This is a genomic window from Xanthobacter flavus (assembly GCF_017875275.1).
In the GTDB taxonomy this organism is placed as follows: Bacteria; Pseudomonadota; Alphaproteobacteria; order Rhizobiales; family Xanthobacteraceae; genus Xanthobacter; species Xanthobacter flavus_A.
The window spans coordinates 605,476-627,826 of sequence record NZ_JAGGML010000001.1 but is presented as its reverse complement, the minus strand read 5'-3'; the positions used below and the strand labels follow the sequence as shown (position 1 = coordinate 627,826).

Genomic DNA, 22,351 nt, shown 5'->3' with positions numbered 1-22,351 from the left:
CGCCGTTTGTCCCTGGACTTCGCGGGCTGGTGACGGCGGAGCGGAGGGCCCCGCCCCCTCACAGCCGGCTGAGCAGCTCGGCCTTCTTGGTGCTGAATTCCTGGTCGCTGAGGATGCCCTTGGCGTGGAGGTCGGCCAGCTTCTCGATGGCCGAGATCACCTCGTTCTGGCCCAGCGGCGGGGCATTGCCGAACGACTGCGGCTGCTGCTGCGGCGGATCGTAGGCGGGCGGCGGCGGGGCATAGGTCGGGGCCTGCGGCGCGTAAGCGGGGGCCTGCGGCGCGCCGCTCACGATGGGCAGGCTGGAGACGAACACCGTGCCGTACTGGCTGGTGAAGGTGAGGCTGCCCGATCCGCCCTGCTGCTGGGAGAAGCCGCCGATCTGGTGGTCGAGGCTGTCGTAGACCGTCACCTGCCCATTGAGATCGATGGCGAGGCGGCGCGCGCCTGGGAAGTAGGCGTAGCGCACGCCATTCTGCGCGCCGGTGCTGGCCGGCTGGCCGAGATCGGCCGGCCACCAGTTGAAGCCGCCGGAGGCCTGCGGCACGAACAGGCTGGGCTGGTTGCCGCCCGTGCTCCCGCCCATGTTGCCGCCGAAGCCGCCGCCGCCGTTCGTCTGCCACTGGCCGCTGCCGGAATATCCGCCCCCCTGGCTCTGCGACTGGAAGCTGCCGCTCTGGGTGAGGCCGGGCTGGCTGGCGACGAGGTTCGACAATTCGCTGCACAGGCCGTCCACGCGGCCCTTGAGGTAATTGTTGAACATGTCGGAGACCATCGTCATCCCGCCCGCCATCCACTGGCCGGAGCCGCCGAATTCGGGATGGTTGAACTGGGCCATGGTGCCGTTGCCGGCGATGACCGAGAACAGCATGGAGGTCACCGCATCCGGGCTGAAGCCGGTGCGCTGGGAAATGGCGTTGATGGCCGCCTGGCCTTCGGGCGAGAGCTGAGGCATCGGGGCTCCTGTGGGCTCCTGATCGGTCGATCCCGCAGGCGCGGAATGGCGCAAGCGTGTCGGTGTCGGCGCCTCTTTTACCACGCCTTGCGGACAGTTCGCCGACGCACGTCGCCCTGGCGGCGCAGGGCAGCCATGCCGCAGGGCAGCCCTATCCCAGCCGGCGCTAATGCTGGTGGCTGAACAGCTTGCCCTTCTCCGCCCACAGCACGAACACCAGCGCGATGGCGCCCAGCACCATGTAGCCGAGGCTCAGCGGCATCACGGTGCCGTCGAAATGGCTTCCCACGATGAAGCCCAGCACGGCGGCCAGCAGCGTCGTGAACCCACCGATGAAGGACGAGGCGGTGCCTGCGACCGCGCCGAGCGGCTCCATGGCCATGGAATTGAAGTTGGGCACCGTGAGCGCGAACAGGAACTGCCCCGCCGCCACGAGGCCGCAGAACAGGATCAGCGGCGGCTTGCCGTCCCAGATGAGGCTCGAGGCCACCATCAGCGCCCCGGCGGCGATGAAGCCGAGGATGCCGGCGTGGGAGAGGCGCCGCATGCCGATGCGATGCACGAGGCTGGCATTGAGGAAGGACGCCACCGCCATGATGCCCGCCACCGCCGCGAAGGCGATGGGGAACAGGTTGCCGAGGCGGTAGACGTCGGTCTGGAACACCTGCGAGGCCGAGCCCACATAGGCCATCAGCGAGCCCATCATGAGCCCGATGGCCACCGCATAGCCCACCGAGCGGCGCGTGGTGAGCGTGAGCTTCGCCGCCTTGCCGATGGAGCGCAGCGAGAAGGGGATGCGATATTCCGGATGCAGCGTCTCCGGCATGCGCAGGCCGAACCAGGCGAACAGCGCCACCGCCAGCAGCAGCATGGCGACGAAGATGAGGTGCCAAGAGCCGAGGAGCAGGATGAGGCCGCCCAGAGCCGGCGCGATGATGGGCACGGTGAGGAACACCATCATGCTCAGCGACATGATGCGCGCCATGTCGCGCCCCTCGAAGCGGTCGCGCACGATGGCGACGGCCAGCACCCGCCCCGCCGCCGCGCCCATGCCCTGGATCAGCCGGGCGATGATGAGCACGTTGAAATCGCGGGTGTACAAAGCGAGCAGGCTGCCCAGCGCATAGATCGCGAGGCCCGCGAACAGGATGGGGCGGCGGCCCAGCACGTCCGAGATGGGGCCGTAGAAGAATTGCGCGCCGCCGATGCCGATGAGATAGGCATAGACCATCACCTGCACGTGATTGGGATTCTCCAGCCCGAAGTCGGCCTGGATCGCGCCGAAGGCGGGCAGGAGATTGTCGATGGAGAAGGCGGTCATGCCCATGAGCAGGGCGATGAGCGCCACGAACTCCACGAAACCGGGACCGACCGAGCCGGGCTGTCCGGGGGCGGGAGCGCGCGGACGCGCGGCGGAAGCGGAGGCCGGCGCCGGCGCGCGATGGGGCTGTGACATGACAGGCTCGGGCGTTGGCGTGTCCCGCAACAGACACGTTCGGACGGTATGGCGGGGGACGCCACGGGCCGTCACACATAGGCGATGGCGCGTCCGAGGAGAAGGGCACCGGCCCACGCGAGGAGTGACACCGCCGCCGCGACCCGCGCCCCTTTCGGCAAAGGCCGCTGCGCGCGCGGGTTCAGAACGGCGTGAAAGACCGCGATGTTGGCGATGCCGACGGCGATGAAGGCGAGCTTGGCGAGAAAGGCCGGGTTGCGCATGAGCGGTCCGGCTTCCGCCGCGAACAGCGCGACGCCGGTGACGATCTGGAGCGCGAGCCCGAGCGCGGCCAGCGGAATGCCCGCCCGCAGCACGAAGCGCGAGGCGCGGTCGCCCCGCAGCACCGCCACGTCGAAGGTGGCGGACGCGCCGACGACCAAGGCGGCGCCGAGCACATGCAGGAGGTTCGCCAGCGGATAGAGCCAAATGCTCGCCCGCATCGCCTGCCCGAAGGCCGAGGCCTCGACGGCGGCCGCGAGGGAAAAAGCCGCGTCCACGCCTATCTCAGCTCCACCGTCTTGCCGTCCACGGTGATGCGCTCCGCCCGCATCTCATTGGGGGTGCGGGTGGAGGGATAGCCGTAGACGCTCACGGTGGTGCCGGCCTTGATCATCTCCGCGCTCAGGCCGCGCGCGGTCATGCGCGAGACCGGGGCGAGGGTCGCCTCCCAGGTGGCGCCGTCGTGGCTGATGGTGAGGTGGGCATGGGGATTGGCCCATTCCAGGTGCTGCACCGGGCCGGTCATGGTGAAGGCCTTGGCCGTGTCGTAGCTGCCCCAGCCGTGATGGGCGAAGGCGAGGCCGGCCGGCAGCGAGAGGGCGAGCGCCGCCGCAAGGGTGCGGCGGACGGCACGCGCACCGCCGGCGGCACGCGCAGGGGTTCGAACGGTTCGCGGTGTCGGTGTCCGCGCGAGTGTCATGGAAGGCTCCTTCGCCGTGAGACCGGGAACGCAGGACGGCCGGGGCCGATCCTTGCGCCATTGCGCTAGGGAAAGAAGTCGGCCGAGGGCCTCGATCCATCACGGTCGCGTCAGCGGGCAGGGGCGTCAGCTGTGTTGCGTCGCATCCTTTCGGTGCGGACGGGCTTCGTGTATAAGCCCGCCTTCCGATCCCGCGAACACAAGAGGAACGCCGGAGGCGCACCAGCGGGACGGACCGGACCGGAGAACCGGCCGGCCTTATGCAAATGGAGAGTCAAATGGTGACCCGCCCGCAGTCCGCTCCCGTCCCTGGCGCCGAGGCTTCCCGCCGCGCCGAAGGCTGGCGTCCGGATAGCTGGCGATTTTATCCCGGCCTCCAGATGCCCAATTATCCGGACAAGGCGCAGCTGGAAGAGGTGGAGCAGAAGCTCGCCTCCTACCCCCCGCTCGTTTTTGCAGGTGAGGCGCGCCGCCTGAAGGCCGAGATCGCCAAGGTCGCCCGCGGCGAAGCCTTCCTCCTGCAGGGCGGCGACTGCGCCGAGAGCTTCGACGAGCATTCGGCCGACAACATCCGCGATTTCTTCCGCGTCTTCCTGCAGATGGCGGTGGTGCTGACGTTCGCCGGCGGCTCGCCGGTGGTGAAGGTCGGCCGCATCGCCGGGCAGTTCGCCAAGCCCCGGTCCTCGGACACCGAGACCGAGAACGGCGTGACCCTGCCCAGCTACCGCGGCGACATCGTCAACGACATCGCCTTCACGGAAGCTGCCCGCGTGCCCGACGCGCGCCGCCAGATCGAGGCCTACCGCCAGTCGGCGGCGACGCTCAACCTGCTGCGCGCCTTCGCCACCGGCGGCTATGCCAATCTGGAGAACGCCCACCAGTGGATGCTGGGCTTCGTGAAGGATTCACCCCAGTCCTCGCGCTACCAGGAACTCGCGGATCGCATCACCGAGGCGCTCGACTTCATGCGCGCCTGCGGGATCAATCCGCAGAGCCACCCGGAAATGCGGACGACGGATTTCTTCACCAGCCACGAGGCGCTGCTGCTGGGCTATGAGCAGGCCCTCACCCGCGTCGATTCCACCTCGGGCGACTGGTACGCGACCTCCGGCCACCTCCTGTGGATCGGCGACCGCACCCGCCAGCCGGACCATGCGCATGTCGAGTACTTCCGCGGCATCCGCAACCCGATCGGCATCAAGTGCGGGCCGTCCATCTCCCCGGAAGGCCTCATCCGCCTCCTGGACATCCTCCAGCCGGACAATGAGGCGGGCCGCATCACGCTGATCTGCCGCTTCGGCGCCGACAAGGTGGGCGACTACCTGCCGGGCCTCATCCGCGCGGTGGAGAAGGAAGGCCGCACCGTGGCGTGGTCGTGCGATCCCATGCACGGCAACACCATCAAGGCCGCCTCCGGCTACAAGACCCGCCCGTTCGAGCGGGTGCAGTCGGAGATCCGCTCCTTCTTCGACATCCATGCGGCCGAGGGCACGTTTGCCGGCGGCGTGCATCTGGAGATGACGGGCAAGAACGTCACCGAATGCACCGGCGGTGCCCGCGCCATCTCGGACGAGGACCTGCGCGACCGCTACCACACCTTCTGCGACCCGCGCCTCAACGCCGAGCAGGCCATCGAAACCGCCTTCCTGGTCGCCGAACTGCTCAAGCGCGAGCGCCTCGCCCGCGGCCGCCCGCAGGTCGAAGCGGCGGAGTGATCCGCGGGTTCGACGAGACGCCACAAGGTCGAAGCCGCGGAGTGATCCGCGGTTCTTCCAGGGACGAGACTGAACGGACGGCGGGCCTCGGCCCGCCGTTCTTCGTTTTGGGCTGAGGCAGTCGCTTTCTGCCGTCATGGCCCGGCTCGTCCGGGCCATCCACTTCGCCGTTTGCCGGCGCTACCATACCGTGGAGCCTGCCCGGCCGCAGGGTGGATCCCCCGCACGAGGCGGGGGATGACGCAGCAAATCAGGGCGGCGTTCGCTACTGTGGAGAAACGCCATTTGGCTTTTCCGGAGGAGCCCACCCCATGTATCTCGCCGCCATCCTCGTGCTGATGCTGATCGCTCCGCTCGCGAGTATCCTCGTCGAGGCGCTGGTGGCGGGCGGGGCGCTGGCGCCTCTGGTGCTGAAGTGGTTCGTGGTCTGGGGCGTCGGTGTGCGGCTGGGGCTCGCAGGCGTGAAGCAGGTGACGCAGCCGGCCTTCACGGCTGAGACCATTTTCGAGATTTCCGATCCGAAAGCGCAGGTGATCGTGCAGGAGCTGGGCTTCGCCAACATCACCTTCGGCGCCCTCGGCCTGCTTTCCCTCGCCTTTCCGTCCTTCCTCGTGCCGGCGGCGGTAGGCGGCGGGCTGTTCTATCTCCTCGCCGGCGTGAAGCACGCCCTGCGGCCGGAGAAGAACCGCACCGAGACCATCGCCATGGTCTCCGACCTCGCCATGGCATTTGTGCTGGCGGCGGCCGCGCTGCTGTAGGGGTGAGGGGGCACGGGCGCGCCTGCGGGAGGCGCGCTCGAAGCCGGATCGCCGGCGTCACCTACTTGCCGGCCGCAGGGCGGGTCACGGTGAATTCCAGGGGCCCGCCGTCCGGCGGGCCATCGAACCAGACGAGAATGCGATAGCCGGCCGCGTCTTCCGCGAGCACCAGAAGGCCCTCGGCCTTCATCCCGGTGGACACGCCGGGCAAGGCGCCGAGCAGAAGGGGCGCGTCTGCGTCTTTGCCGCTCCACAACCAGACCTTGGCGTCCGGCACGCCGGCCATGGCGTCGTTTGCCGTGTCGGAGACGGGGCGCTCGCAGGAATAGGTCTTTCCGCGCCGCGCATCATTGCTCCGGCCGGTGAGGATCAGGACGCCGCCTTGCACGGCTGCGAGGTCGCGGATGCCGGTGTTGTCGCCCATCGCAAGGCTGCTCGTCCGGGCGGTGACCGGCGCGCCCGAGAACAGCGGATCGAGCGGGGCGCGCACCACGAAGGCCCGACCGCCGATGCACGGCGCACGCAGCCCGAAAAGGGCTTCGCCGTCGAGGATGGCGAAGCCTTCCACGGTGAGGCCGTTCTCATCCAGCGGCTTTTTGGCATAGGTCCCGATCTCCGGCAGGCGGGCGAGCGCCGCCCGTAGCGCGGAGGTCTGCTGGATCTCGCGCGGCGGGTCGCCGGGACCGAAGGCGAAGGTGGGCAGGCCGGTGGCGGCATCCACGGGAAAGCGGAGCAGGAAGAAACGCGACGGCTGCACGCCGTTCTCGCGCGAGGCGCCATGGGAGCCGGTGACGTAGAAATGGCCGGGCGCGCCCGGCGTGCTCGGCGGCACATAGGCGGCGCCTTCGGCGTCAAGCTCCTTCATCCGGGCGCCGTCGACCTTCTTCGGCAGCAGTCCTATGACCGCGCCGGGCGAAATGGTGCCGGTCCCGAGGGTGAAGAACTGGGCGAAGCGCGTCTCGTCGTTTACCACGAGGCAGGTGGACGTGCCGGTGGCGCAGGCGGCGCCGCTGATGCTGGTGTTCGCGTCCTTGTCGGTGCGGAACGGAGCCGGGTCCACCCGCCAGTTGGTGGGGGAGCGGACGATCTCGGCTCGCGCGATCCCGGTGGAGATCAGCAGGAGCGCGAGCGAGGCAATCATGCGCATGGTCGCTCCCGCCCGGCGTGTTGTTGCTTGAAGATACAGCTTCACATGGCGGTGGCAAAGAAAAAGGCCCTCCCGCGAGGGAGAGCCTTTCCGGTCGGGATTGGCGGCGGGGCCGCCTTGGGCTTACTTGACCAGCGGGCAGTTGCCGTCCTTGAGGGGGCGGAAGGCCTCGTTGGCGGGGATGGTGGAGACGACCTCGAACAGATCCCACTCGCCCTTGCTGTCGGCGGGCTTCTTCACCTTGAGCAGGTACATGGGGTGGATGGCGCGGCCGTCGATGCGGATCTCGCCCTTGCCGAACAGCGGGTCATTGATGGGGGTGGCGCGCATCTGCTCCATCACCTTGGGCGCGTCCTTGGTCTTGGCGTCCTTGATGGCGTTCAGATAGTGCATGGCGCTGGAATAGACGCCGGCCTGGGCGCTGGTGGGCATCTTGCCGTTGAACTTGGCCCCGAAGCGCTTGGAGAAGGCGCGGGTGTCGTCGTTCAGGTCCCAGTAGAAGGCGTCGGTGAGCACCAGGCCCTGCGCCGCCTGCAGGCCGAGGGCCTTCACGTCGGACGAGAAGATGAGCAGGCCGGCGAGCTGCTGGCCGCCCTGGGTGATGCCGAATTCGGACGCCTGCTTCACCGCGGTGATGAGGTCGTTGCCGGCATTGGCGAGGCCGATGACCTTCGCGCCGGAGGACTGCGCCTGCAGCAGGAAGGAGGAGAAGTCGGTGTTGGAGAGCGGGTGCTTCACGCTGCCCGCCACCTTGCCGCCGGCCGCCTTCACCGCCGCCGAGGCATCGCGCTCCAGCGCCGCGCCGAAGGCGTAGTCGGCGGTGATGAAGAACCACGGCGAGCCGCCCTGCTTGGTGAGCGCCGATCCGGTGCCGTTGGCCAGCGCCCAGGTGTCGTAGGTCCAGTGGACCGTGTTGGGCGAGCACTTGGCGCCGGTGAGGTCGGACGTGCCGCCGCCGGAGACGAGGAAGATCCTGTTCTTCTCCTTGGTGATGTCGCTCACCGCCAGCGCCACCGAGGAGGTGGTGACGTCCATGACGGCGTCCACATTCTCCTGGTCGTACCACTTGCGGGCGATGGAGGCGCCCACGTCCGGCTTGTTCTGGTGGTCGGCGCCGACCACCTCGACCTTGAAGCCCTTGTTCTTGGCCATGAAGTCTTCGGCCGCCATCTGCGCCGCGACCACCGAGCCGGGGCCGGAGATGTCGGCATAGACGCCGGACATGTCGTTGAGCACGCCGAGCTTCACCGTGGTGTCGTCGGCCCGGGCCGCGCCCGTCAGCAGCGCGCCGATCGCCGCCGCCGCCAGCAAGGCGCGCGAATGCCGCATGATCGAAGACGTCATCGTCCTTCCTCCCTCTTCCATCGCGGATGCGGCGCGCGGGAACGCATTGGCCGGCACCGTGGCGGCGCCGTCCTCCCCTGGCTGTTCAGAAACCTGACGAACCGTTTCGCATCTCGTGACCACGCTACCGGAGCGAGAGCCGCCCCGCCAGTTGTGCCTTAGACCAAGGGCGTAACCGTCGCGTGTCAGCGCGCACCGCTCACCATGCCGGCGACGCCGGCGAAGGCGCCGTCTGCCAGCTCGCAGACGAGGAGGCGGCCGGGGTCCACGGGGCCGGGCAGCGTCACCTGGCCGAAGGGCACGCGGCGGAAGCCGAAGCGGGCGTAATAGGGCTCGTCCCCCACCAGAACCACGAGCCGGTGGCCCTGCTGGCGCGCCACGTCGAGCGCGTGCTCCATCAGCCGCGCGCCGATGCCCACCGACTGGAACGGCGGCTCCACGGTGAGCGGGCCGAGCAGCAAAGCGGGCGTGCCGCCGATGGTGATGCGCGTGAGCCGCACCGATCCCACCAGCATGGTGCCGACGCGCGCGGTGAAGGAGAGCGCGCGCTCGTGTCCGGTCTGCTCGCGGATGCGGAAGGCGGTGCGGGCGAACCGGCCGGGGCCGAAGGTGCGCTCATGCAGCCGGTCGATAGCCGCATCGTCGGCCGCCGTCTCGACGGCGATGGAGAGGGGAAGCTCGGTCATAAGGAGAAACTCGCAGGGCAGGGCGGAAGGCCCGCAAGTTCGGCGGGCCGGCTTCAGGCAGGCGTGACGGCGCGTGCGCGGATGCGCACCGTGCCCTGTCGTCGTCGCTGAAGCCGAAGGCCCATAAGTCCCTCACGAGAAAGGCGGGCGGATAGCATGGCCCGCGCGGAAGGTCCAGCGGGGGGGGATGCCTCCCCTCTCCCCGCGAAGTCGGCTGTTGCCGACTTCGCCCTTCACGAACTGAACTCGGCAACAGCCGAGTTCGGGCGGGAGAGGGGGCACGGCCGGTTCGGGGGGAGAGGGGCTGTTCCCCCAAAGCGCCGTCATCGCCCGGCGTGTCCGGGCGATCCACGGATGGGCTGGGGTAATCCCCACGGACAGCGCGCAGGCGGCGGGGTGGATCGCCCGGATGAACCGGGCGATGACACGCGAAAAGGGAGAGCATCACCGCGTGAGGGCGCCGCTTGGCCTTCCCTCTTCCCTCTTCCCTCTTCCCTCGCAGGAGAGGGGCCGGGGGTGAGCGGGCTGGCTAGGCTTGGGAGGCGCCGGGACAAAGGACGCCACACCTCTCACCCCAGCCCTCTCCCGCAAGGGGAGAGGGGGCACGGGCGGTTCGGGGGGAGAGGGGCTGTTCCCCCAAATCGCCGTCATCGCCCGGCGTGTCCGGGCGATCCACGGATGGGCTGGGGTAATCCCCAGGGACAGCGCGCAAGGCGGCGGGGTGGATCGCCCGGACACGCCGGGCGATGACAGGCGAAAAGATGACACGCAAAATCAGAGAAGGTGGTTCGACGATTTCGCAGTGCGCGAGCTTAGGTCACGCCCGATAAATCCACCCATACCGATCGAGCAGCGCGGCGCCTTGCCGGCGCAGCACCAGATCGCGGGCGAGGCGGGGGGCGCCGGAGAGGTGGTAGACCATGCCGTTGCGCCGCGCTTCCGACTGGATGCGCGCGGTGCGGCCCAGCCGCTCGGTCTCGTAGGCCTTGAGGGCGGTGGCGGCGTCGGTCTCCTTCTGGAGCGCGCGGGCGAGGGCTGCCGCATCCTCGATGCCCTGCGCGGCGCCCTGGGCGAGGAAGGGCAGCATGGCGTGGGCGGCATCGCCCAGAAGCGTCACGCGCCCGGTGCTCCAGCGGGGCAGGGGATCGATGTCGTAGAGGCCCCAGCACAGGAAATGCGGCGCGGCCTTGAGCAGTTCGCGCACCTCCGGCGCCCAATCGGCGAAGGCGGCGTGGACGGCGGCGCCGTCGCCCGGCGCGCTCCAGCGGGCCACCGGCTCGGTGTGCTTGACGATGGCGACGAGGTTCAGCGTCGCCCCGCCCTTCACCGGATAGACCACGAGATGCGCGTCCCGCCCCATGTAGAGCCGCACGTCCGGCGGATGGCGGGCCGGCACGGGAATGGTGGCGCGATACGCGAGCCGCTGGGCGAACACCGGGGGCTTGGCAACGCCGAGATGCGCCCGCACCGCCGAGCGCACGCCGTCGGCGCCGACGAGGATGTCCGCGCCGTGGGCGATGAGGTTCTCGCCCTGCTTCACCACCGCGCGCACGCCGCCGAAGGCGGGCTCGACGGCGGTGAGTTCGGAGCCGAGCGCGATCAGCACGCCCTCGGCCTGCGCCGCCTCGGCGAGGAGATTCTGCAGGTCCGCCCGGTGCACCACGAGGAAGGGCGCGCCATAGCGCGAGGCGGCCGGGCCGTAATGGGCGCGGGTGATGGTGGCGCCGCTGGCGCCGCTGCGCACGTCGAGGGAGCGCGGCGTGACCGCCACCTGTTCGAGGCGCGTCAGCAGGCCGAAGTCGCGGATGATGCGGGTGGCGTTGGGGGTGAGCTGGAGGCCGGCGCCCACCTCGCGCAGTTTGCGCGCCTGTTCCACCACCTGGACAGTGAGGCCGGCGCGGCGCAGGGCGATGGCGCAGGCGAGCCCGCCGATACCCGCGCCGACCACCACGGCGCTGCGCGCGGCGGTGCGGGGTTTCGCCCGGAAGGGGATGGGATCGGCCATGGCTGGACCCGGCTCCAATGAGGAGCCGGCCGGATAGTCTTTCTTTGCGGCGGCGATCAGGCCGCCTCGGTCAGGCCCAAGATGCGTCTAAAGGAGCATCAGGCCGGGGAGGTGTTCTGCGGCGGTCAGGCCGCTTGTCTTGTGAGCAGGCCGTTACCGGGCCGGCGCGTCACGCGGCGGACTTGGCCACCGGCTCGTCGTGCCACACGCACTCCTCCGGCTTCGCCGCGCCGGGGGCGAGCGCCGGGGTGTAGCGGTAGAGCGTGGAGCAGTAGGGGCAGACGTGCTCGTCGTCATCGCCGAGGTCGATGAAGATGTGCGGATGGTCGAAGGGCGGCTTCGCACCGATGCACATGAATTCCTTGCTGCCCACCTCGATGACGGTGACGCCGAGGTCGTTGCAGAAGTGGGGAATGCCGGTGTCCGCCATGGTTCCGCCCATGCTTGTCCAAAAAAGCGCCGCGACCTTAGCGTCTGATGGCCGCCTGCGAAAGGGTCTGGTCCGCGGCAGATCGGCCGGCCATACTGCAGGCGCCGCCCCGCTCCGGGGCCGCGCGGGATCAACATTCCGGCAGGGAGGGGTTATGTCCATGAGCAACACCATGTCCTCAGCCCCGTCCGTGCCGCGCGGCATTCTGCGCCGCGCCCACTGCACGGATGTGATTCCCCGCCAGCCCGGCTCCCGCCGCTAGCTTTTCGGACATCCAGGGGTCCGCAGTCCGCCACCCGCCTGCGCCGATGCGCGGGGCGGGGGGCTGCTGACGCGCCCCGTCCTCTTCCCTTCGCGGCGTCGCGCGCCGCGCGTTCCCGTTCCAATCAGGGACCGGCTTTTGGCGCCCCATGCGGCGCGGCCGGATCGTGTCATGTCGTTGTTCCAGACCCACAAGGGCGGGCTGTCGTTCCGCGCCATCTTCGGTTTCCTCTTTGCCCACTGGGCAAAGCGGAAGGGCATCATCGCGGCCACCATGGCGGCGATTCTCGTCTCCACCCTCGCGGAAGTGCTGGTGCCGCTGTTCGCCGGCCGGCTGATCGACGCTTTGTCGCTCGCCGACCGGGAGACGGCCTGGCATCTCGCGACCGTGGCCTTCCTCGCCATCGTCGGCCTCGGCGTGACGATGGTGAGCGCGCGGCATGTCACCTACTTCATCATCGTGCGGCTCACGCTGCGCATGATGGCGGACCTGGCGGCGGATGCCTTCGCGCGGGTGCAGCGCTTCTCGTCCGACTGGCACGCCTCCACCTTCGCCGGCTCCACCGTGCGCAAGATCTCGCGCGGCATGTGGTCCCTCGACGTGCTGCACGACACCCTGCTGGTGGCGTTGTTCCCCTCCGTGGTGGCGCTGGGCGGCACGGCGCTGCTGCTCGGCTGGAACTGGCCGGTGCTGGGCGCCGTGGTGGCGGTGGGGGCGGTGGCCTTCATCGGGCTCACGCTGGCCCTGTCGGTCCACTACGTCGCCCCGGCGGCGCGCCTCTCCAATGCGTGGGACACCCGCGTCGGCGGCGTGCTGGCGGATGCGGTGGGCTGCAACGCCGTGGTGAAGGGCTATGGCGCGGAGGCCCGCGAGGAGGAGCGGCTCACGCGGGTGCTCGGCAAGTGGAACGCCCGCACCTACCGCACCTGGATGGCGGCCACCTGGGCCGGAACGGCGCAGCTTCTGGCGCTGGTGGCGCTTCAGGCGTCCATCATCGGCACGGCGCTGGTGCTGTGGCATCGGGGGCAGGCGAGCGCGGGCGATGTCGCCTATGTGCTCACCTCCTACCTCGTCATCCACTCCTACCTGCGTGACATCGGCATGCACGTCCACAATCTCCAGCGCTCCCTGAACGAGCTGGAGGAGCTGGTGGAGATCCACCACCAGACCGTCGGCGTCTCCGATGCCCCGCAGGCTGTGCCGGCGAAGGTGACGGACGGCACGATCGCGTTCGAGAACGTGACGTTCCACTATGGCGGACACGCCAAGCCGCTCTACGAGAACCTCTCCGTCACCATTCCGGCGGGGGAGCGGGTGGGCCTCGTGGGGCATTCGGGCTCGGGCAAGACCACGTTCGTGAAGCTCATCCAGCGCATGCACGACGTGACCGCCGGCCGCGTCACCGTGGACGGGCAGGACGTGCGGGACGTGACGCAGGGCTCCCTGCGCCGCGCCATCGCCGTGGTGCAGCAGGAGCCGGTGCTGTTCCATCGCTCGCTGATGGAGAACATCGCCTATGCCCGGCCGGATGCCTCGTTCGAGGAAATCCGGCGGGCGGCGGAGCTGGCCAATGCGGCCGACTTCATCGACCGTCTGCCGCGCGGCTACGGCACCTTGGTGGGCGAGCGGGGCGTGAAGCTCTCCGGCGGCGAGCGTCAGCGCATCGCCATCGCCCGGGCCTTCCTCGCGGATGCGCCCATCCTGATCCTGGACGAGGCCACCTCCAGCCTTGATTCGGAATCGGAAGCGGCGATCCAGGATGCCATGGAGCGGCTGATGGTGGGGCGCACCACCCTCGTCATCGCTCACCGGCTCTCCACCGTGCGCTCGCTCGACCGCCTGATGGTGTTCGACAAGGGCCGCATCGTGGAGGAGGGCGACCACGACGCGCTGGTCCGCCGGGAAGGCGGCCTCTACCGCCGCCTGTTCGAGCGGCAGGCCATGGAGCTGGCCAAGGGACTGGCGGCGTGAGTTGACTGGCGGCGTGAGTTGGCTGGCGGCGTGATGCGGCTGGTGGCGTGATGAATGGGCCTCTCCGCTTTCGGGCGGGGAGGCCTTTTCGCACCGTCATGTCCCGGCTTGTCCGGGGCATCCACCGGGCCGCATGTGGGGGGCAGGAAACCTGAGACCCAGCCGGCGGAGGAGTGGATCCCCCGGACGAGCCGGAGGATGACGCCGCGACACAGGACAGGGCCAATGTCGGCAGCGCGGCCCTCAGAAATTCTTGTCCGGCCAGCGGCACAGATCGGTGATGAGGCAGCGGCCGCAGGCGGGCTTCGTCGCCTTGCAGATGTAGCGGCCGTGCAGGATCAGCCAGTGGTGGGCGTGCAGCTTGAAGCGGTCGGGGATGCGTGCCTCCAGCCCCAGCTCCACCGCCAGCGGCGTCGCGCCGGGGGCAAGGCCGGTGCGGTTGGCGACGCGGAAGAGGTGGGTGTCCACCGCGATGGTCGGCACGCCGAAGGCGATGTTGAGCACCACGTTCGCCGTCTTGCGCCCGACGCCCGGCAGCGCCTCCAGCGCCTCCCGGTCCTGAGGTACCACGCCGCCATGGCGCTCCAGCAGCAGGCGGGACAGCTCCACCACATTCTTCGCCTTGCCGCGGAACAGGCCGAGGGTGCGGATGTGGTGGGCCACCTGATCCTCCCCCAGCGCCACCATGGCGGCCGGGGTGGAGGCGGCAGCGAACAGGCCCTTGGTCGCCTTGTTCACGCCGGTGTCGGTGGCTTGCGCGGAGAGCACCACGGCGACGAGCAAAGTGAAGGCGTCGGTGTGGTCCAGCTCGCCCTTGGGCTCCGGGTCCTGCGCCTCGAAGCGGGAGAAGGCCTCGGTGATCTCGGCCTCCGACCACGGCGAGACGGTGCGCCCATGCACCGCGGCCGCCGCATTGGCCACCGCCTTGTTGCGGCGGGGGAGCGGGGGCGGAGCTGGGGCCGGAGCATGCACGACGCGGCCTCGCCTCGTCGGGGGACCACCCCCTCCGTTATCATGGCCCGGCTTGTCCGGGCCATCCACGCTTCCGCCCGAGCGCTTCCGGGCCTTCGGGTGGGCCGATCGAGCCGCGGTGGATCCCCCGGACGAGTCGGGGGATGACGGCCGCTGAGGGAGGCGTTTAACGCCGCCGACCGGGCCGGAGGGGGCTTTCCCTGCGCTCTTCGCCGGGCGCGGCGCGCGTGGCTGCGTAGCGGCGTCAGCCTCTGGGAGGGGAGCGGGTTTCGGCGGGGTGATCCTGCGCGGCATTTTTCGGGTATAGTACCGGGCAATGCCCCAGACCAGCGACCGAGACATCGCACCCGAGACGCACGCGCAGGCTCTAGACGAGCCCGTCGTCTATGCGGTCACGCTCGCGCCGCACCGTTCCCTCTCCCGGCGCGGCTTCTTCTGGGTGATGGCGGTCATCGGGGCGGTGAGCTTGGTGTCCGGCGCGGCGTTCCTGGCCATGGGGGCGTGGCCCATTTTCGGCTTCTTCGGGCTCGATGTGCTTCTGATCTATATCGCCTTCCGCGCCAGCTTCCGCTCGGCGCGGGCGCGCGAGCACATCCGCGTCACGCCCAGCATCGTGGAAATCCGCCGCGAGCCGGCGGCGGGGCGGCCCTCCACCACGCGCCTCAACCCCTTCTGGACCCGCCTGTGGCGCGAGGACGATGACGAGCATGGGACGCTGGACGTCGCGCTCATCAGCGGCAAGCGCACGGTGCCTGTGGGGCGCTTCCTCGGCCCCGTCCAGAAGGCGGCGCTGGCGAGCGATCTCTCCGAGGCGCTGGCGGTGGTGAAGAAGGGCGTCACCCGCACGCAGTTCTGAGGAGCTGTCATTAAAAGCCAGCGCGGCGCCTGAGCGCAGGCAACGATAAAGCCCGCGCGGCTCTCCTCCCCGTCATCGCCCGCCTTGTGCGGGCGATCCACTTTTGGGCCCGAGCGGTTCCCGGACGACGGAAGACGGATGGGCGCTGGGGTGGATCCCCCGGACGAGCCGGGGGATGACGGCTCTGGAACGGACCCGAGCGCCCGGCGCGTGGGAGCCCGCGCGGCGCCTGAGCGAAACCACCTTAAAAGCCCGCGCGGCGCCTGAGCGAAACCACCTTAAAAGCCCGCGCGGCGCCTGAGCGAAAGCAACGCAAAAAGCCCGCGCGGCGCCTGAGCGATAGCAACGCAGAAAGCCCGCGCGGCGCCTGAGCGGAAGCAACGCAAAACCTGAGGCCGGAGGCCTCAGAGGAACGGCCGGGTCACCATGCCGAGCAGGCCGCGGAAGCGGATGCGGCCGTCGAAGGCGGCGAGGCAGATGCATTCGCCGTCGTCGTCCACGCGGGGAGAGTGGTCGATGTCCGCGTCGCACTCCACGAGATCGCCGGGGCCGTAGTGGCCGTTGGGATCGCTGAAGCCGCCGCAGATCACATGGGTGAATTCCAGGCCCGCATGGGTGTGCTGGGGAATGGCGCGACCGGGCGCGATGCGGAACAGCAGCACCTGCGCGTCCGGGTCTTCCTCCAGATGCACCAGGCCGAGCCGCACGCCCGGAGACACCGGCACCATCCGGCCGATGCGGCGCGACGCGATGGCGGGGGGAAGCACGACGCCGGGCGGCAGCTTCAGCCCTTCCGGCAGCGGGTGCCGTTTCTGCGGCATCGCGCCCGCGGCTTCCGCGTGGTGGAGCAGGCCGGGATTGCGGCGCGCGGGCGGGCCGTCGAGCCGCGCAAGGACCCGGTCGAGCGCATCGGGGGCGAGGGCGAGCGGTTCGCTGGCATCGAGCAGCGCGCCGCCGACGGCGGTGAACCGCCGCACCGCCGCCCGGCATTCGGGGCAACCGTCGAGATGCACGTCCACCAGCAGGCGGGGACCGGCCGGCAGAGTTCCCGCCGCATAGCGCAGCAGGGTTTCCGTGCCGGGGTGGGTCGAAACACTCATTTCAGGTCTTCCAGCAAGGCGCGCAGACGGTTGAGCGCAAGGCGCACGCGCGACTTGGCGGTGCCCAGCGGAATGCCCAGCTCCTGCGCGATCTGCGAATGGGGCTTCTCCTGAAAGAAGGAGAGGCGGACGATGGTGGCCTGTTCCTCCGACAGCTTGGCGAGGGCGGCACGGACGCGCGCCTCCCGCTCGGCGGTCATGAGGATGGTCTCGCCCGAGGTCTCGTCCACCTCGTCCTCGTGGGTCTCGGCATGATAGGTATCACCATAGCGCTCGCGGCGCTTGAGGTCGATGGAGAGGTTGCGGGCGATCGTGAAGATCCAGGTGGAGGCGGCGGCGCGGGTGGGGTCGAAATAGGTTGCCTTGCGCCACACCGTCAGCAGGGTTTCCTGCGCCAGCTCCTCGGCGGCATTGGCGGAGAGGCCGCTGCGCACGAGGTAGGATTTCACGCGCGGCGCGAAATGGCGGAACAGCCGGGCGAAGGCCTCGCGGTCGGCGCGGCTGGCGATGGCGACGATCATCGCGCTCAGCTCGGCACCGGAGGATGCCACCCGTGGCTCGGCGGGCTGGACGCTCAAGGCCGTCCCTCCCGCCAAACGAAGGCCGGCCTCCGCCAGCTGTCGAGGGCGACGCTGCTGCGGCGGATCACGGAGGAGACGGGGCTCGGCGACATTCATGCCCTCGATACGCGGCGCCCCACCGGGTGGATGAGTGGCCCCGCTTCGAAAAAATGAGCGGCTCCGACCCCTCCCGACGCGGAGGCTGGAACCGGAGCCTATCCGAGCGGCGCCTTTGGCTCCAGCAACGTCACCGTGACCTTTAGGCTAGGTCGCCCACCCGGCTCTCACTCCGCCGGCGTACCCTTGCAGGGCATGGCGCGCTCCGTCGGGGCGTAGATGAGGATGTCAGGCTTGAACTTCTCGATGGCGCTCATCTCGAAGCGGCAATAGCGGTGGTGCATCCACGCATAGGCGGAGGCCTGCGACTGGCCGAGGCCGCGCCAGGAGCCCTGGGAGAAGCTGTCGCCGATGACCATGATGCGCGGGCCGGCATGGCCCGTGTCGATGGCATAGGGCTGGAACGGGTCGTTGTCCGGCACCGGCTTGAAGATGCCGGGGATGAGCTTCGGGTCCTTCGGCGCCACCATCGGCCCCTTGGGCGGGAACATCACGTCCGGCGGGTTGGGCACGGGTGAGCCGGTCGCCCGCAGCAGGTCGCCGGTGAGGCGGGGCTCGGGCGGGCCGAGGGCGTCCTCCGGCTTCACCTCCAGATCGGGCCGGCCGGCGGCGGCCATGGCGGCGTTGAAGCCGAGAAGCTGGCCGCGCTGGTTCCAGTGGGTGTCGTAGCGCCAGTGGACCGGCCCCGTCTTCTTCGCCTCGGCGAGAATGGGGCGCATGTCCACGAAGGTGATGCCGGCCGCCTTCATCTGCTCCGCCACGAGGTCATACTCGGTGGGCGATGTCTTCAGGCGCCGGGCATAGGCGGGCAGATATTCGAAATTGGTGGTGTGGCCGTTGGGCGGGATGAGCACCACGAAGCGCCCGCCATGGGCCTTCATGTAGGCGTTCATGCGCTCGGCGAGGGCGACGATGCCGCTGACCGCCTCCGGCCGCACCAATTGGCCGAGGGACTGCTCCAGCGCGTGCTCGTCCTTGAGGAAGAGCGAGCCGTTCTCCCCCTTCAGCGCGAGGTCGCCCTGGGTGTCGCCGATGAAGCGCACGTAGGAGCGGTGGGCGGAAAGCACCGCGCCGCGGAAGCCGAAGGCGTTGTTGATGTAGGGATCGAGCCGGCGCGCCGCATCCTCCCACCAGCGCGCCTCGGGCGCGGCGACGGTGCGCAGCGGCGCCGGCAGGTCCGGGGCGACGAGGCCGATGGTGGGCAGGGTGAGGATGGCGAAGAAGATCACCGCCCACCAGCGGCGGAAGGACATCAGAAGCGGCATGGCGTCCCTCCGAAACTAGAAGCGGAAGTAGAGGAACGGCGAGTAGGTCGCCGCGCCCACCGAGAGCACGCAGAGCAAGAACAGGCCCCACACCACGAGACTGTCCACCGCGCCGAATACGGCGAGGCGCGTCTTCGGCGCCATGCTCCGCCCGCCGGGGCGGGGCAGGCCGAACATGGCGAGGGGCCACGCCAGGACGAGGATGGCCAGCGTCACCGGCTTCAGCTCCACCTCCAGCTGGGCGGAAAGATAGCCAGCGCCGTTCATGCCCGCGAGGCCCTGGAACAGCTCCAGCGCCTGCGGCAGGCTGTCGGCGCGGAACCACACCCAGCCGGTGAGCACCACCAGCAGCACGTAGAGGTGGGAGAGCACGCGCGGCGCCGTCTTCAGCCACGCGCCGAAGCGGGTGCGCTCCAGGACCAGGAAGGTGCCGTGATGGGCGCCCCAGATCACGAAGGTCCAGCTCGCCCCGTGCCACAGGCCGCACAGAAGGAAGACGGTCCACAGGTTCGCCGCGGTGTGCCAGTGGCCGTGCCGGTTGCCGCCCAGCGGGATGTAGAGATAGTCGCGGAACCAGCTCGACAGGCTCATGTGCCAGCGGCGCCAGAAATCCGAGATGGAGCGCGCGCCATAGGGCAGGTTGAAGTTGCGCGGGAACTTCAGCCCCATGGCGATGGCGAGGCCGATGGCCATGTTGGAATAGCCGCCGAAGTCGAAATAGATCTGCAGCGCATAGGCGGTGACGCCGAGCCACGCCTCGCCGAGATTGGGCGTGGCGGTGTTGTCGAACACCGCCGCCACCACGGGGGCCACCTCGTCGGCGATCAGCACCTTCCAGGACAGGCCGATGACGAAGATGCGCAGTCCCGCCGAGACCCGCCCCAGCGTCGTGCGGCGGTCGCGGATGCGCCGATGGATGGTGGAGTAGCGGACGATGGGTCCCGCCACCAGCTGCGGGAACATGGTGATGTAGACCGCGATCTCCTCGAACCGCCCGTTGGCCGAGGCTTTCCGGCGGTACACGTCCACGAGGTAGGAGATGGCGTGGAAGGTGAAGAAGGAGATGCCCAGCGGCAGCGCCGGATGCACCACCGGCAGCGCGAGGCCGGTCGGCGCCAGCAGCACGTTGATGTTCTGCGCCAGGAAGCCGGAATATTTGAAGGCGATCAGCCCGGCGAGGTTCGCCGCCACCGCGAGGCCCAGCACGCGCAACCGCCAGCGTTCGCTGCGGCGGTCGATGGCGAGGGCGAGGACATAATTGGCGACGATGGACACCGCCAGCACCGCCACGTTGGCGATGCCGCCCCAGGCGTAGAACACCAGCGAGAAGGCCAGCAGCACCATGTTCTTCGCGCGCACGCCGGGGGTCGCGAAGTAGCACAGCAGAAAGGCCGGCAGGAAATAGAACAGGAAGGTGACGGAGGAGAAGACCATGGCTCGCCGGCGCCCGGGGCGTCAGTAGACGAACTGCTCGCGCAGGATGCGTTCGTCGAGACCGTGGTCGGGGTCGAACAGCATGTCCACGGAGGAGGTGGGGTCGAGCCGCGCGGAAACGGCGATGATGTCGCGCACCTCGAAATGGTCGGCCGCCGCGCTCACCGGGCGCTTGTCGGCCTCCATCACGGCGATGTCGATGCGCGCGCGGTCCGGCACCAGCGCACCGCGCCAGCGGCGGGGGCGGAAGGGCGAGATGGGGGTGAGCGCCAGGAGCGCCGTTCCGAGGGGCAGGATCGGCCCGTGGGCGGAGAGATTGTAGGCGGTGGAGCCGGCCGGGGTGGCGACGATGATGCCGTCGCAGATCAGCTCCTCCAGCCGCATCTTGCCGTCGATGGAGATGCGCAGCTTCGCCGCCTGATAGGACTGGCGCAGCAGCGACACCTCGTTGAAGGCCGGGGCGCGGTGGCGCATGCCGTTGGAGGTGACGGCTTCCATCATCAGCGGATGGATGGTCACCTGCTGGGCGGCGGTGAGGCGCTCCACCAGCCCCTCCTCGCGGAAGGTGTTCATCAGGAAGCCCACAGAGCCGCGATGCATGCCGTAGATGGGCAGGGTACGCTCGCGGAAGCGGTGCAGCGTCTGCAGCATCAGGCCGTCGCCGCCGAGGGCGACCACCACGTCGGCGTCCTCCTCCTCGACCAGGCCGTAGCGGGCGATGAGGCGCTCGCGCGCGGCCTCGGCCTCGGGCGTCTGGCTGGCAACGAAGGCAATGCGCTGAAAACGGGGTTCGCTCATCGGTGCGTCGGTCAGGAGGATCGTCCGGTCGGCGGGCCGGGAGCGGAAGGGGCCGGGAACGGTCTAGCGGTCCCGCCGCAATCTGTCGAGGCGCCGGGCGGGATGGTAGGGTCGCGGGTGAAGCCCATCGCCCGGAGGAACTCATGCCCGCGCGCATCGTCTACGCCACCTTCCCCAGCGTCGCGGCGGCCGAGGAGATGGCGCGCGCGCTGGTGGAGGCGCGTCTCGTCGCCTGCGCCAACATCTTGCCGGAGATGGTCTCCATCTACCGCTGGGAGGGACGGATCGAGCGCGGCACCGAGGCGGTGATGATGCTGAAGACCACCTCCGAGCGCGCCGCCGAGGTGGTGGAGGCGGTGCGCGCCGCCCATCCCTACGACGTGCCGGCCATCGTCGTGCTGCCGCTGGACGGCGGGCTCCCCGCCTATCTCGCCTGGATCGCCGGCGAGGTGGCGGCGGGGTGAACCCGCCGCCTTGCCCTCAATGCCTCACAGCACCGGGCGCCAGTAGATGGGCTGGTAGCGGTAGCCGTCGCCCTGCTTTTCCAGATAGGCCGCGCCGGGGAAGGGGAAGTGATAGCCCGCCACCAGGATGCGCTCCGCCGCGAGCCGGTCGTAGGTCTTGCGCCGCACCGCCTCGGCCGCCGCCGCGTCCATGTCGAACATGGCGTGCCAGCCCGGATTGGCCACGAACAGCGCCGGCAGGTTGGTGATGTCCGACTGGATGAACAGGGTATCGAAGCCCGACTCCAGCTCGAAGGAGGTATGCCCGGGCGTATGGCCCGGCGTGCCGACGGCCTTGAGGCCCGGCGCGACCTCCTTGTCCCAGGCGTAGCGCTCCACCTTGCCCTCGAACGGCTTGAACACCCGTCGCACGTTCTGGAAGCCGGCCTTGAGGCCGTCCGGGGCGCGGCTCATCTGGCCGTCATCCATCCAGAAGGCCCATTCCTTCTCGGGGACCATCAGCTGCGCCTTGGGAAAGACCGGCGTGCCGTCGGCGGCGAGGAGGCCGTTGATGTGGTCCTGATGGAAATGGGAAATCACGATCTGGTCGATGGAGGCGGGGTCGATCTCCAGATCCTCCAGGGTGCCGCGCACGAGGCCGACCGGCCCCGCCTGCCCGCCGTTGCCGGTGTCGATCAGCACCTTGCGCCCGCCGATGTCGAGCAGCAGGACGGTGAAGGAAATGGGCACCTGGTTTTCCGGCAGATAGGCCTTCTTCAGCGCCGCGTTCACCGCGTCCTTCGGCTGGTTGCGCACGAAGGTGTCGGAGAGCGGGATCGTGCGCATGCCGTCGGAGATGGCCGTCACCACCACGTCGCCGACCTTGTAGCGATAGGCGCTCGGCACCTGAGCCGGGCCGGCCGCCTTGGCCGGATTGGCTTTTGCCGCGTCGGGATTGGGGGCGGGGGTGGACTGGGTGCCGGCGACCGGCTGGGTCGGGTTCTGGGCGGCGGCGGAACCGAGTCCGCCGGCGATGGCACCGGCGATGCCGGCCGTGCCGGCCAGAAGGGTCCGGCGGGAAACCTCGGTCATCCAATTCTCCTCGGGGCGTGAAGC

At 69.5% G+C, this 22,351-nt stretch carries 21 protein-coding genes; 5 read left to right on the top strand and 16 right to left on the bottom strand.

What is annotated here, in order from left to right; all coding sequences use genetic code 11:
- Positions 1–58 precede the first annotated feature (58 nt).
- From J2126_RS03050 to J2126_RS03035, 4 genes are all read right to left on the bottom strand, one after another.
- Positions 59–955, bottom strand: coding sequence for an SHOCT domain-containing protein (locus J2126_RS03050; RefSeq protein ID WP_209483815.1), 897 nt, complete (start codon positions 953–955; stop codon positions 59–61).
- Between the two features lie 166 nt (positions 956–1,121).
- Positions 1,122–2,411 carry a multidrug effflux MFS transporter gene (locus J2126_RS03045; protein ID WP_209483813.1) on the bottom strand — a complete coding sequence of 430 codons (1,290 nt, stop codon included), beginning with the start codon at positions 2,409–2,411 and terminating at the stop codon, positions 1,122–1,124.
- Positions 2,412–2,482: 71 nt separating this feature from the next.
- Positions 2,483–2,950, bottom strand: a complete 468-nt coding sequence (locus J2126_RS03040; protein ID WP_209483811.1) for a hypothetical protein — start codon at positions 2,948–2,950, stop codon at positions 2,483–2,485.
- Between the two features lie 2 nt (positions 2,951–2,952).
- Positions 2,953–3,372 (bottom strand): DUF6152 family protein, encoded by a 420-nt coding sequence (locus J2126_RS03035; RefSeq protein ID WP_245327188.1) that lies wholly within the window; start codon positions 3,370–3,372, stop codon positions 2,953–2,955.
- A 278-nt stretch (positions 3,373–3,650) separates the two neighbouring features.
- Between J2126_RS03035 and J2126_RS03030 the strand changes: the two genes are divergently transcribed.
- Positions 3,651–5,087, top strand: coding sequence for a class II 3-deoxy-7-phosphoheptulonate synthase (locus J2126_RS03030; RefSeq protein ID WP_209483809.1), 1,437 nt, complete (start codon positions 3,651–3,653; stop codon positions 5,085–5,087).
- A gap of 311 nt (positions 5,088–5,398) precedes the next feature.
- Complete coding sequence (locus tag J2126_RS03025) at positions 5,399–5,845, top strand: DUF6790 family protein (RefSeq protein ID WP_209483807.1); 447 nt, start codon at positions 5,399–5,401, stop codon at positions 5,843–5,845.
- A 61-nt stretch (positions 5,846–5,906) separates the two neighbouring features.
- Here the strand turns inward: J2126_RS03025 and J2126_RS03020 are convergent, their stop codons facing one another.
- The 5 genes from J2126_RS03020 to J2126_RS03000 form a co-directional block, all read right to left on the bottom strand.
- A complete protein-coding gene (locus J2126_RS03020) occupies positions 5,907–6,992 on the bottom strand; it encodes a DUF3616 domain-containing protein (protein ID WP_209483805.1) in 1,086 nt (361 codons plus the stop codon).
- A gap of 123 nt (positions 6,993–7,115) precedes the next feature.
- The gene (locus tag J2126_RS03015; RefSeq protein ID WP_245327187.1) at positions 7,116–8,336 is read right to left on the bottom strand and encodes an ABC transporter substrate-binding protein; all 1,221 of its coding nucleotides are present in this window, start codon (positions 8,334–8,336) and stop codon (positions 7,116–7,118) included.
- A gap of 185 nt (positions 8,337–8,521) precedes the next feature.
- Positions 8,522–9,022: a GNAT family N-acetyltransferase gene (locus tag J2126_RS03010; protein WP_209483803.1), complete on the bottom strand. Its 501-nt coding sequence runs from the start codon at positions 9,020–9,022 to the stop codon at positions 8,522–8,524.
- A gap of 817 nt (positions 9,023–9,839) precedes the next feature.
- A complete protein-coding gene (locus tag J2126_RS03005; protein ID WP_209483801.1) occupies positions 9,840–11,027 on the bottom strand; it encodes an FAD-dependent monooxygenase in 1,188 nt (395 codons plus the stop codon).
- A 169-nt stretch (positions 11,028–11,196) separates the two neighbouring features.
- A complete protein-coding gene (locus J2126_RS03000) occupies positions 11,197–11,457 on the bottom strand; it encodes a zinc-finger domain-containing protein (protein ID WP_209489790.1) in 261 nt (86 codons plus the stop codon).
- Positions 11,458–11,890: 433 nt separating this feature from the next.
- Here J2126_RS03000 and J2126_RS02995 point away from each other — a divergent pair, with 433 nt between their 5' ends.
- On the top strand, positions 11,891–13,690 hold the full coding sequence (locus J2126_RS02995; RefSeq protein WP_209483799.1) for an ABC transporter ATP-binding protein: 1,800 nt from the start codon (positions 11,891–11,893) through the stop codon (positions 13,688–13,690).
- Between the two features lie 243 nt (positions 13,691–13,933).
- On the opposite strand, the gene nth is transcribed toward J2126_RS02995, so the two are convergent.
- On the bottom strand, positions 13,934–14,662 hold the full coding sequence (gene nth / locus J2126_RS25210) for an endonuclease III (RefSeq protein ID WP_432445300.1): 729 nt from the start codon (positions 14,660–14,662) through the stop codon (positions 13,934–13,936).
- Positions 14,663–14,978: 316 nt separating this feature from the next.
- Here nth and J2126_RS02985 point away from each other — a divergent pair, with 316 nt between their 5' ends.
- Positions 14,979–15,518: a DUF2244 domain-containing protein gene (locus tag J2126_RS02985; protein WP_209483794.1), complete on the top strand. Its 540-nt coding sequence runs from the start codon at positions 14,979–14,981 to the stop codon at positions 15,516–15,518.
- 404 nt (positions 15,519–15,922) lie between these two features.
- Here J2126_RS02985 and J2126_RS02980 read toward each other — a convergent pair whose 3' ends face one another.
- The 5 genes from J2126_RS02980 to J2126_RS02960 form a co-directional block, all read right to left on the bottom strand.
- The gene (locus J2126_RS02980) at positions 15,923–16,618 is read right to left on the bottom strand and encodes a ChrR family anti-sigma-E factor (protein ID WP_209483793.1); all 696 of its coding nucleotides are present in this window, start codon (positions 16,616–16,618) and stop codon (positions 15,923–15,925) included.
- Entirely contained in the window at positions 16,615–17,196 is a 582-nt protein-coding gene (locus tag J2126_RS02975) for a sigma-70 family RNA polymerase sigma factor (protein ID WP_245327186.1), read from the bottom strand. The genes J2126_RS02980 and J2126_RS02975 overlap by 4 nt, the downstream gene beginning before the upstream one ends.
- Before the next feature lie 266 nt (positions 17,197–17,462).
- The gene (locus tag J2126_RS02970) at positions 17,463–18,560 is read right to left on the bottom strand and encodes an alginate O-acetyltransferase AlgX-related protein (protein WP_209483789.1); all 1,098 of its coding nucleotides are present in this window, start codon (positions 18,558–18,560) and stop codon (positions 17,463–17,465) included.
- 15 nt (positions 18,561–18,575) lie between these two features.
- Positions 18,576–19,994, bottom strand: coding sequence for an MBOAT family O-acyltransferase (locus tag J2126_RS02965; protein WP_209483787.1), 1,419 nt, complete (start codon positions 19,992–19,994; stop codon positions 18,576–18,578).
- Positions 19,995–20,015: 21 nt separating this feature from the next.
- Positions 20,016–20,792, bottom strand: coding sequence for an NAD kinase (locus J2126_RS02960; protein WP_209483785.1), 777 nt, complete (start codon positions 20,790–20,792; stop codon positions 20,016–20,018).
- A gap of 143 nt (positions 20,793–20,935) precedes the next feature.
- On the opposite strand from J2126_RS02960, the gene cutA reads away from it, so the two are divergent.
- Entirely contained in the window at positions 20,936–21,256 is a 321-nt protein-coding gene (gene cutA, locus J2126_RS02955; RefSeq protein ID WP_209483783.1) for a divalent-cation tolerance protein CutA, read from the top strand.
- 24 nt (positions 21,257–21,280) lie between these two features.
- Here the strand turns inward: cutA and J2126_RS02950 are convergent, their stop codons facing one another.
- Positions 21,281–22,327 (bottom strand): MBL fold metallo-hydrolase, encoded by a 1,047-nt coding sequence (locus J2126_RS02950; protein WP_209483781.1) that lies wholly within the window; start codon positions 22,325–22,327, stop codon positions 21,281–21,283.
- Positions 22,328–22,351 lie beyond the last annotated feature (24 nt).

Bases quoted from the DNA above. Each gene is read 5' to 3' on its own strand.
- J2126_RS03010 (WP_209483803.1), bottom strand. From the start codon at position 9,022: ATGACCGAGCTTCCCCTCTCCATCGCCGTCGAGACGGCGGCCGACGAT.
- J2126_RS02995 (WP_209483799.1), top strand. From the start codon at position 11,891: ATGTCGTTGTTCCAGACCCACAAGGGCGGGCTGTCGTTCCGCGCCATC.
- J2126_RS02980 (WP_209483793.1), bottom strand. From the start codon at position 16,618: ATGAGTGTTTCGACCCACCCCGGCACGGAAACCCTGCTGCGCTATGCG.
- J2126_RS02960 (WP_209483785.1), bottom strand. From the start codon at position 20,792: ATGAGCGAACCCCGTTTTCAGCGCATTGCCTTCGTTGCCAGCCAGACG.
- J2126_RS02985 (WP_209483794.1), top strand. From the start codon at position 14,979: ATGCCCCAGACCAGCGACCGAGACATCGCACCCGAGACGCACGCGCAG.
- J2126_RS03025 (WP_209483807.1), top strand. From the start codon at position 5,399: ATGTATCTCGCCGCCATCCTCGTGCTGATGCTGATCGCTCCGCTCGCG.
- J2126_RS02970 (WP_209483789.1), bottom strand. From the start codon at position 18,560: ATGCCGCTTCTGATGTCCTTCCGCCGCTGGTGGGCGGTGATCTTCTTC.
- J2126_RS03020 (WP_209483805.1), bottom strand. From the start codon at position 6,992: ATGCGCATGATTGCCTCGCTCGCGCTCCTGCTGATCTCCACCGGGATC.
- J2126_RS02950 (WP_209483781.1), bottom strand. From the start codon at position 22,327: ATGACCGAGGTTTCCCGCCGGACCCTTCTGGCCGGCACGGCCGGCATC.
- cutA (WP_209483783.1), top strand. From the start codon at position 20,936: ATGCCCGCGCGCATCGTCTACGCCACCTTCCCCAGCGTCGCGGCGGCC.
- J2126_RS03000 (WP_209489790.1), bottom strand. From the start codon at position 11,457: ATGGCGGACACCGGCATTCCCCACTTCTGCAACGACCTCGGCGTCACC.
- J2126_RS03050 (WP_209483815.1), bottom strand. From the start codon at position 955: ATGCCTCAGCTCTCGCCCGAAGGCCAGGCGGCCATCAACGCCATTTCC.
- J2126_RS03035 (WP_245327188.1), bottom strand. From the start codon at position 3,372: ATGACACTCGCGCGGACACCGACACCGCGAACCGTTCGAACCCCTGCG.
- J2126_RS03030 (WP_209483809.1), top strand. From the start codon at position 3,651: ATGGTGACCCGCCCGCAGTCCGCTCCCGTCCCTGGCGCCGAGGCTTCC.
- J2126_RS02965 (WP_209483787.1), bottom strand. From the start codon at position 19,994: ATGGTCTTCTCCTCCGTCACCTTCCTGTTCTATTTCCTGCCGGCCTTT.
- J2126_RS03005 (WP_209483801.1), bottom strand. From the start codon at position 11,027: ATGGCCGATCCCATCCCCTTCCGGGCGAAACCCCGCACCGCCGCGCGC.
- J2126_RS03015 (WP_245327187.1), bottom strand. From the start codon at position 8,336: ATGACGTCTTCGATCATGCGGCATTCGCGCGCCTTGCTGGCGGCGGCG.
- J2126_RS03045 (WP_209483813.1), bottom strand. From the start codon at position 2,411: ATGTCACAGCCCCATCGCGCGCCGGCGCCGGCCTCCGCTTCCGCCGCG.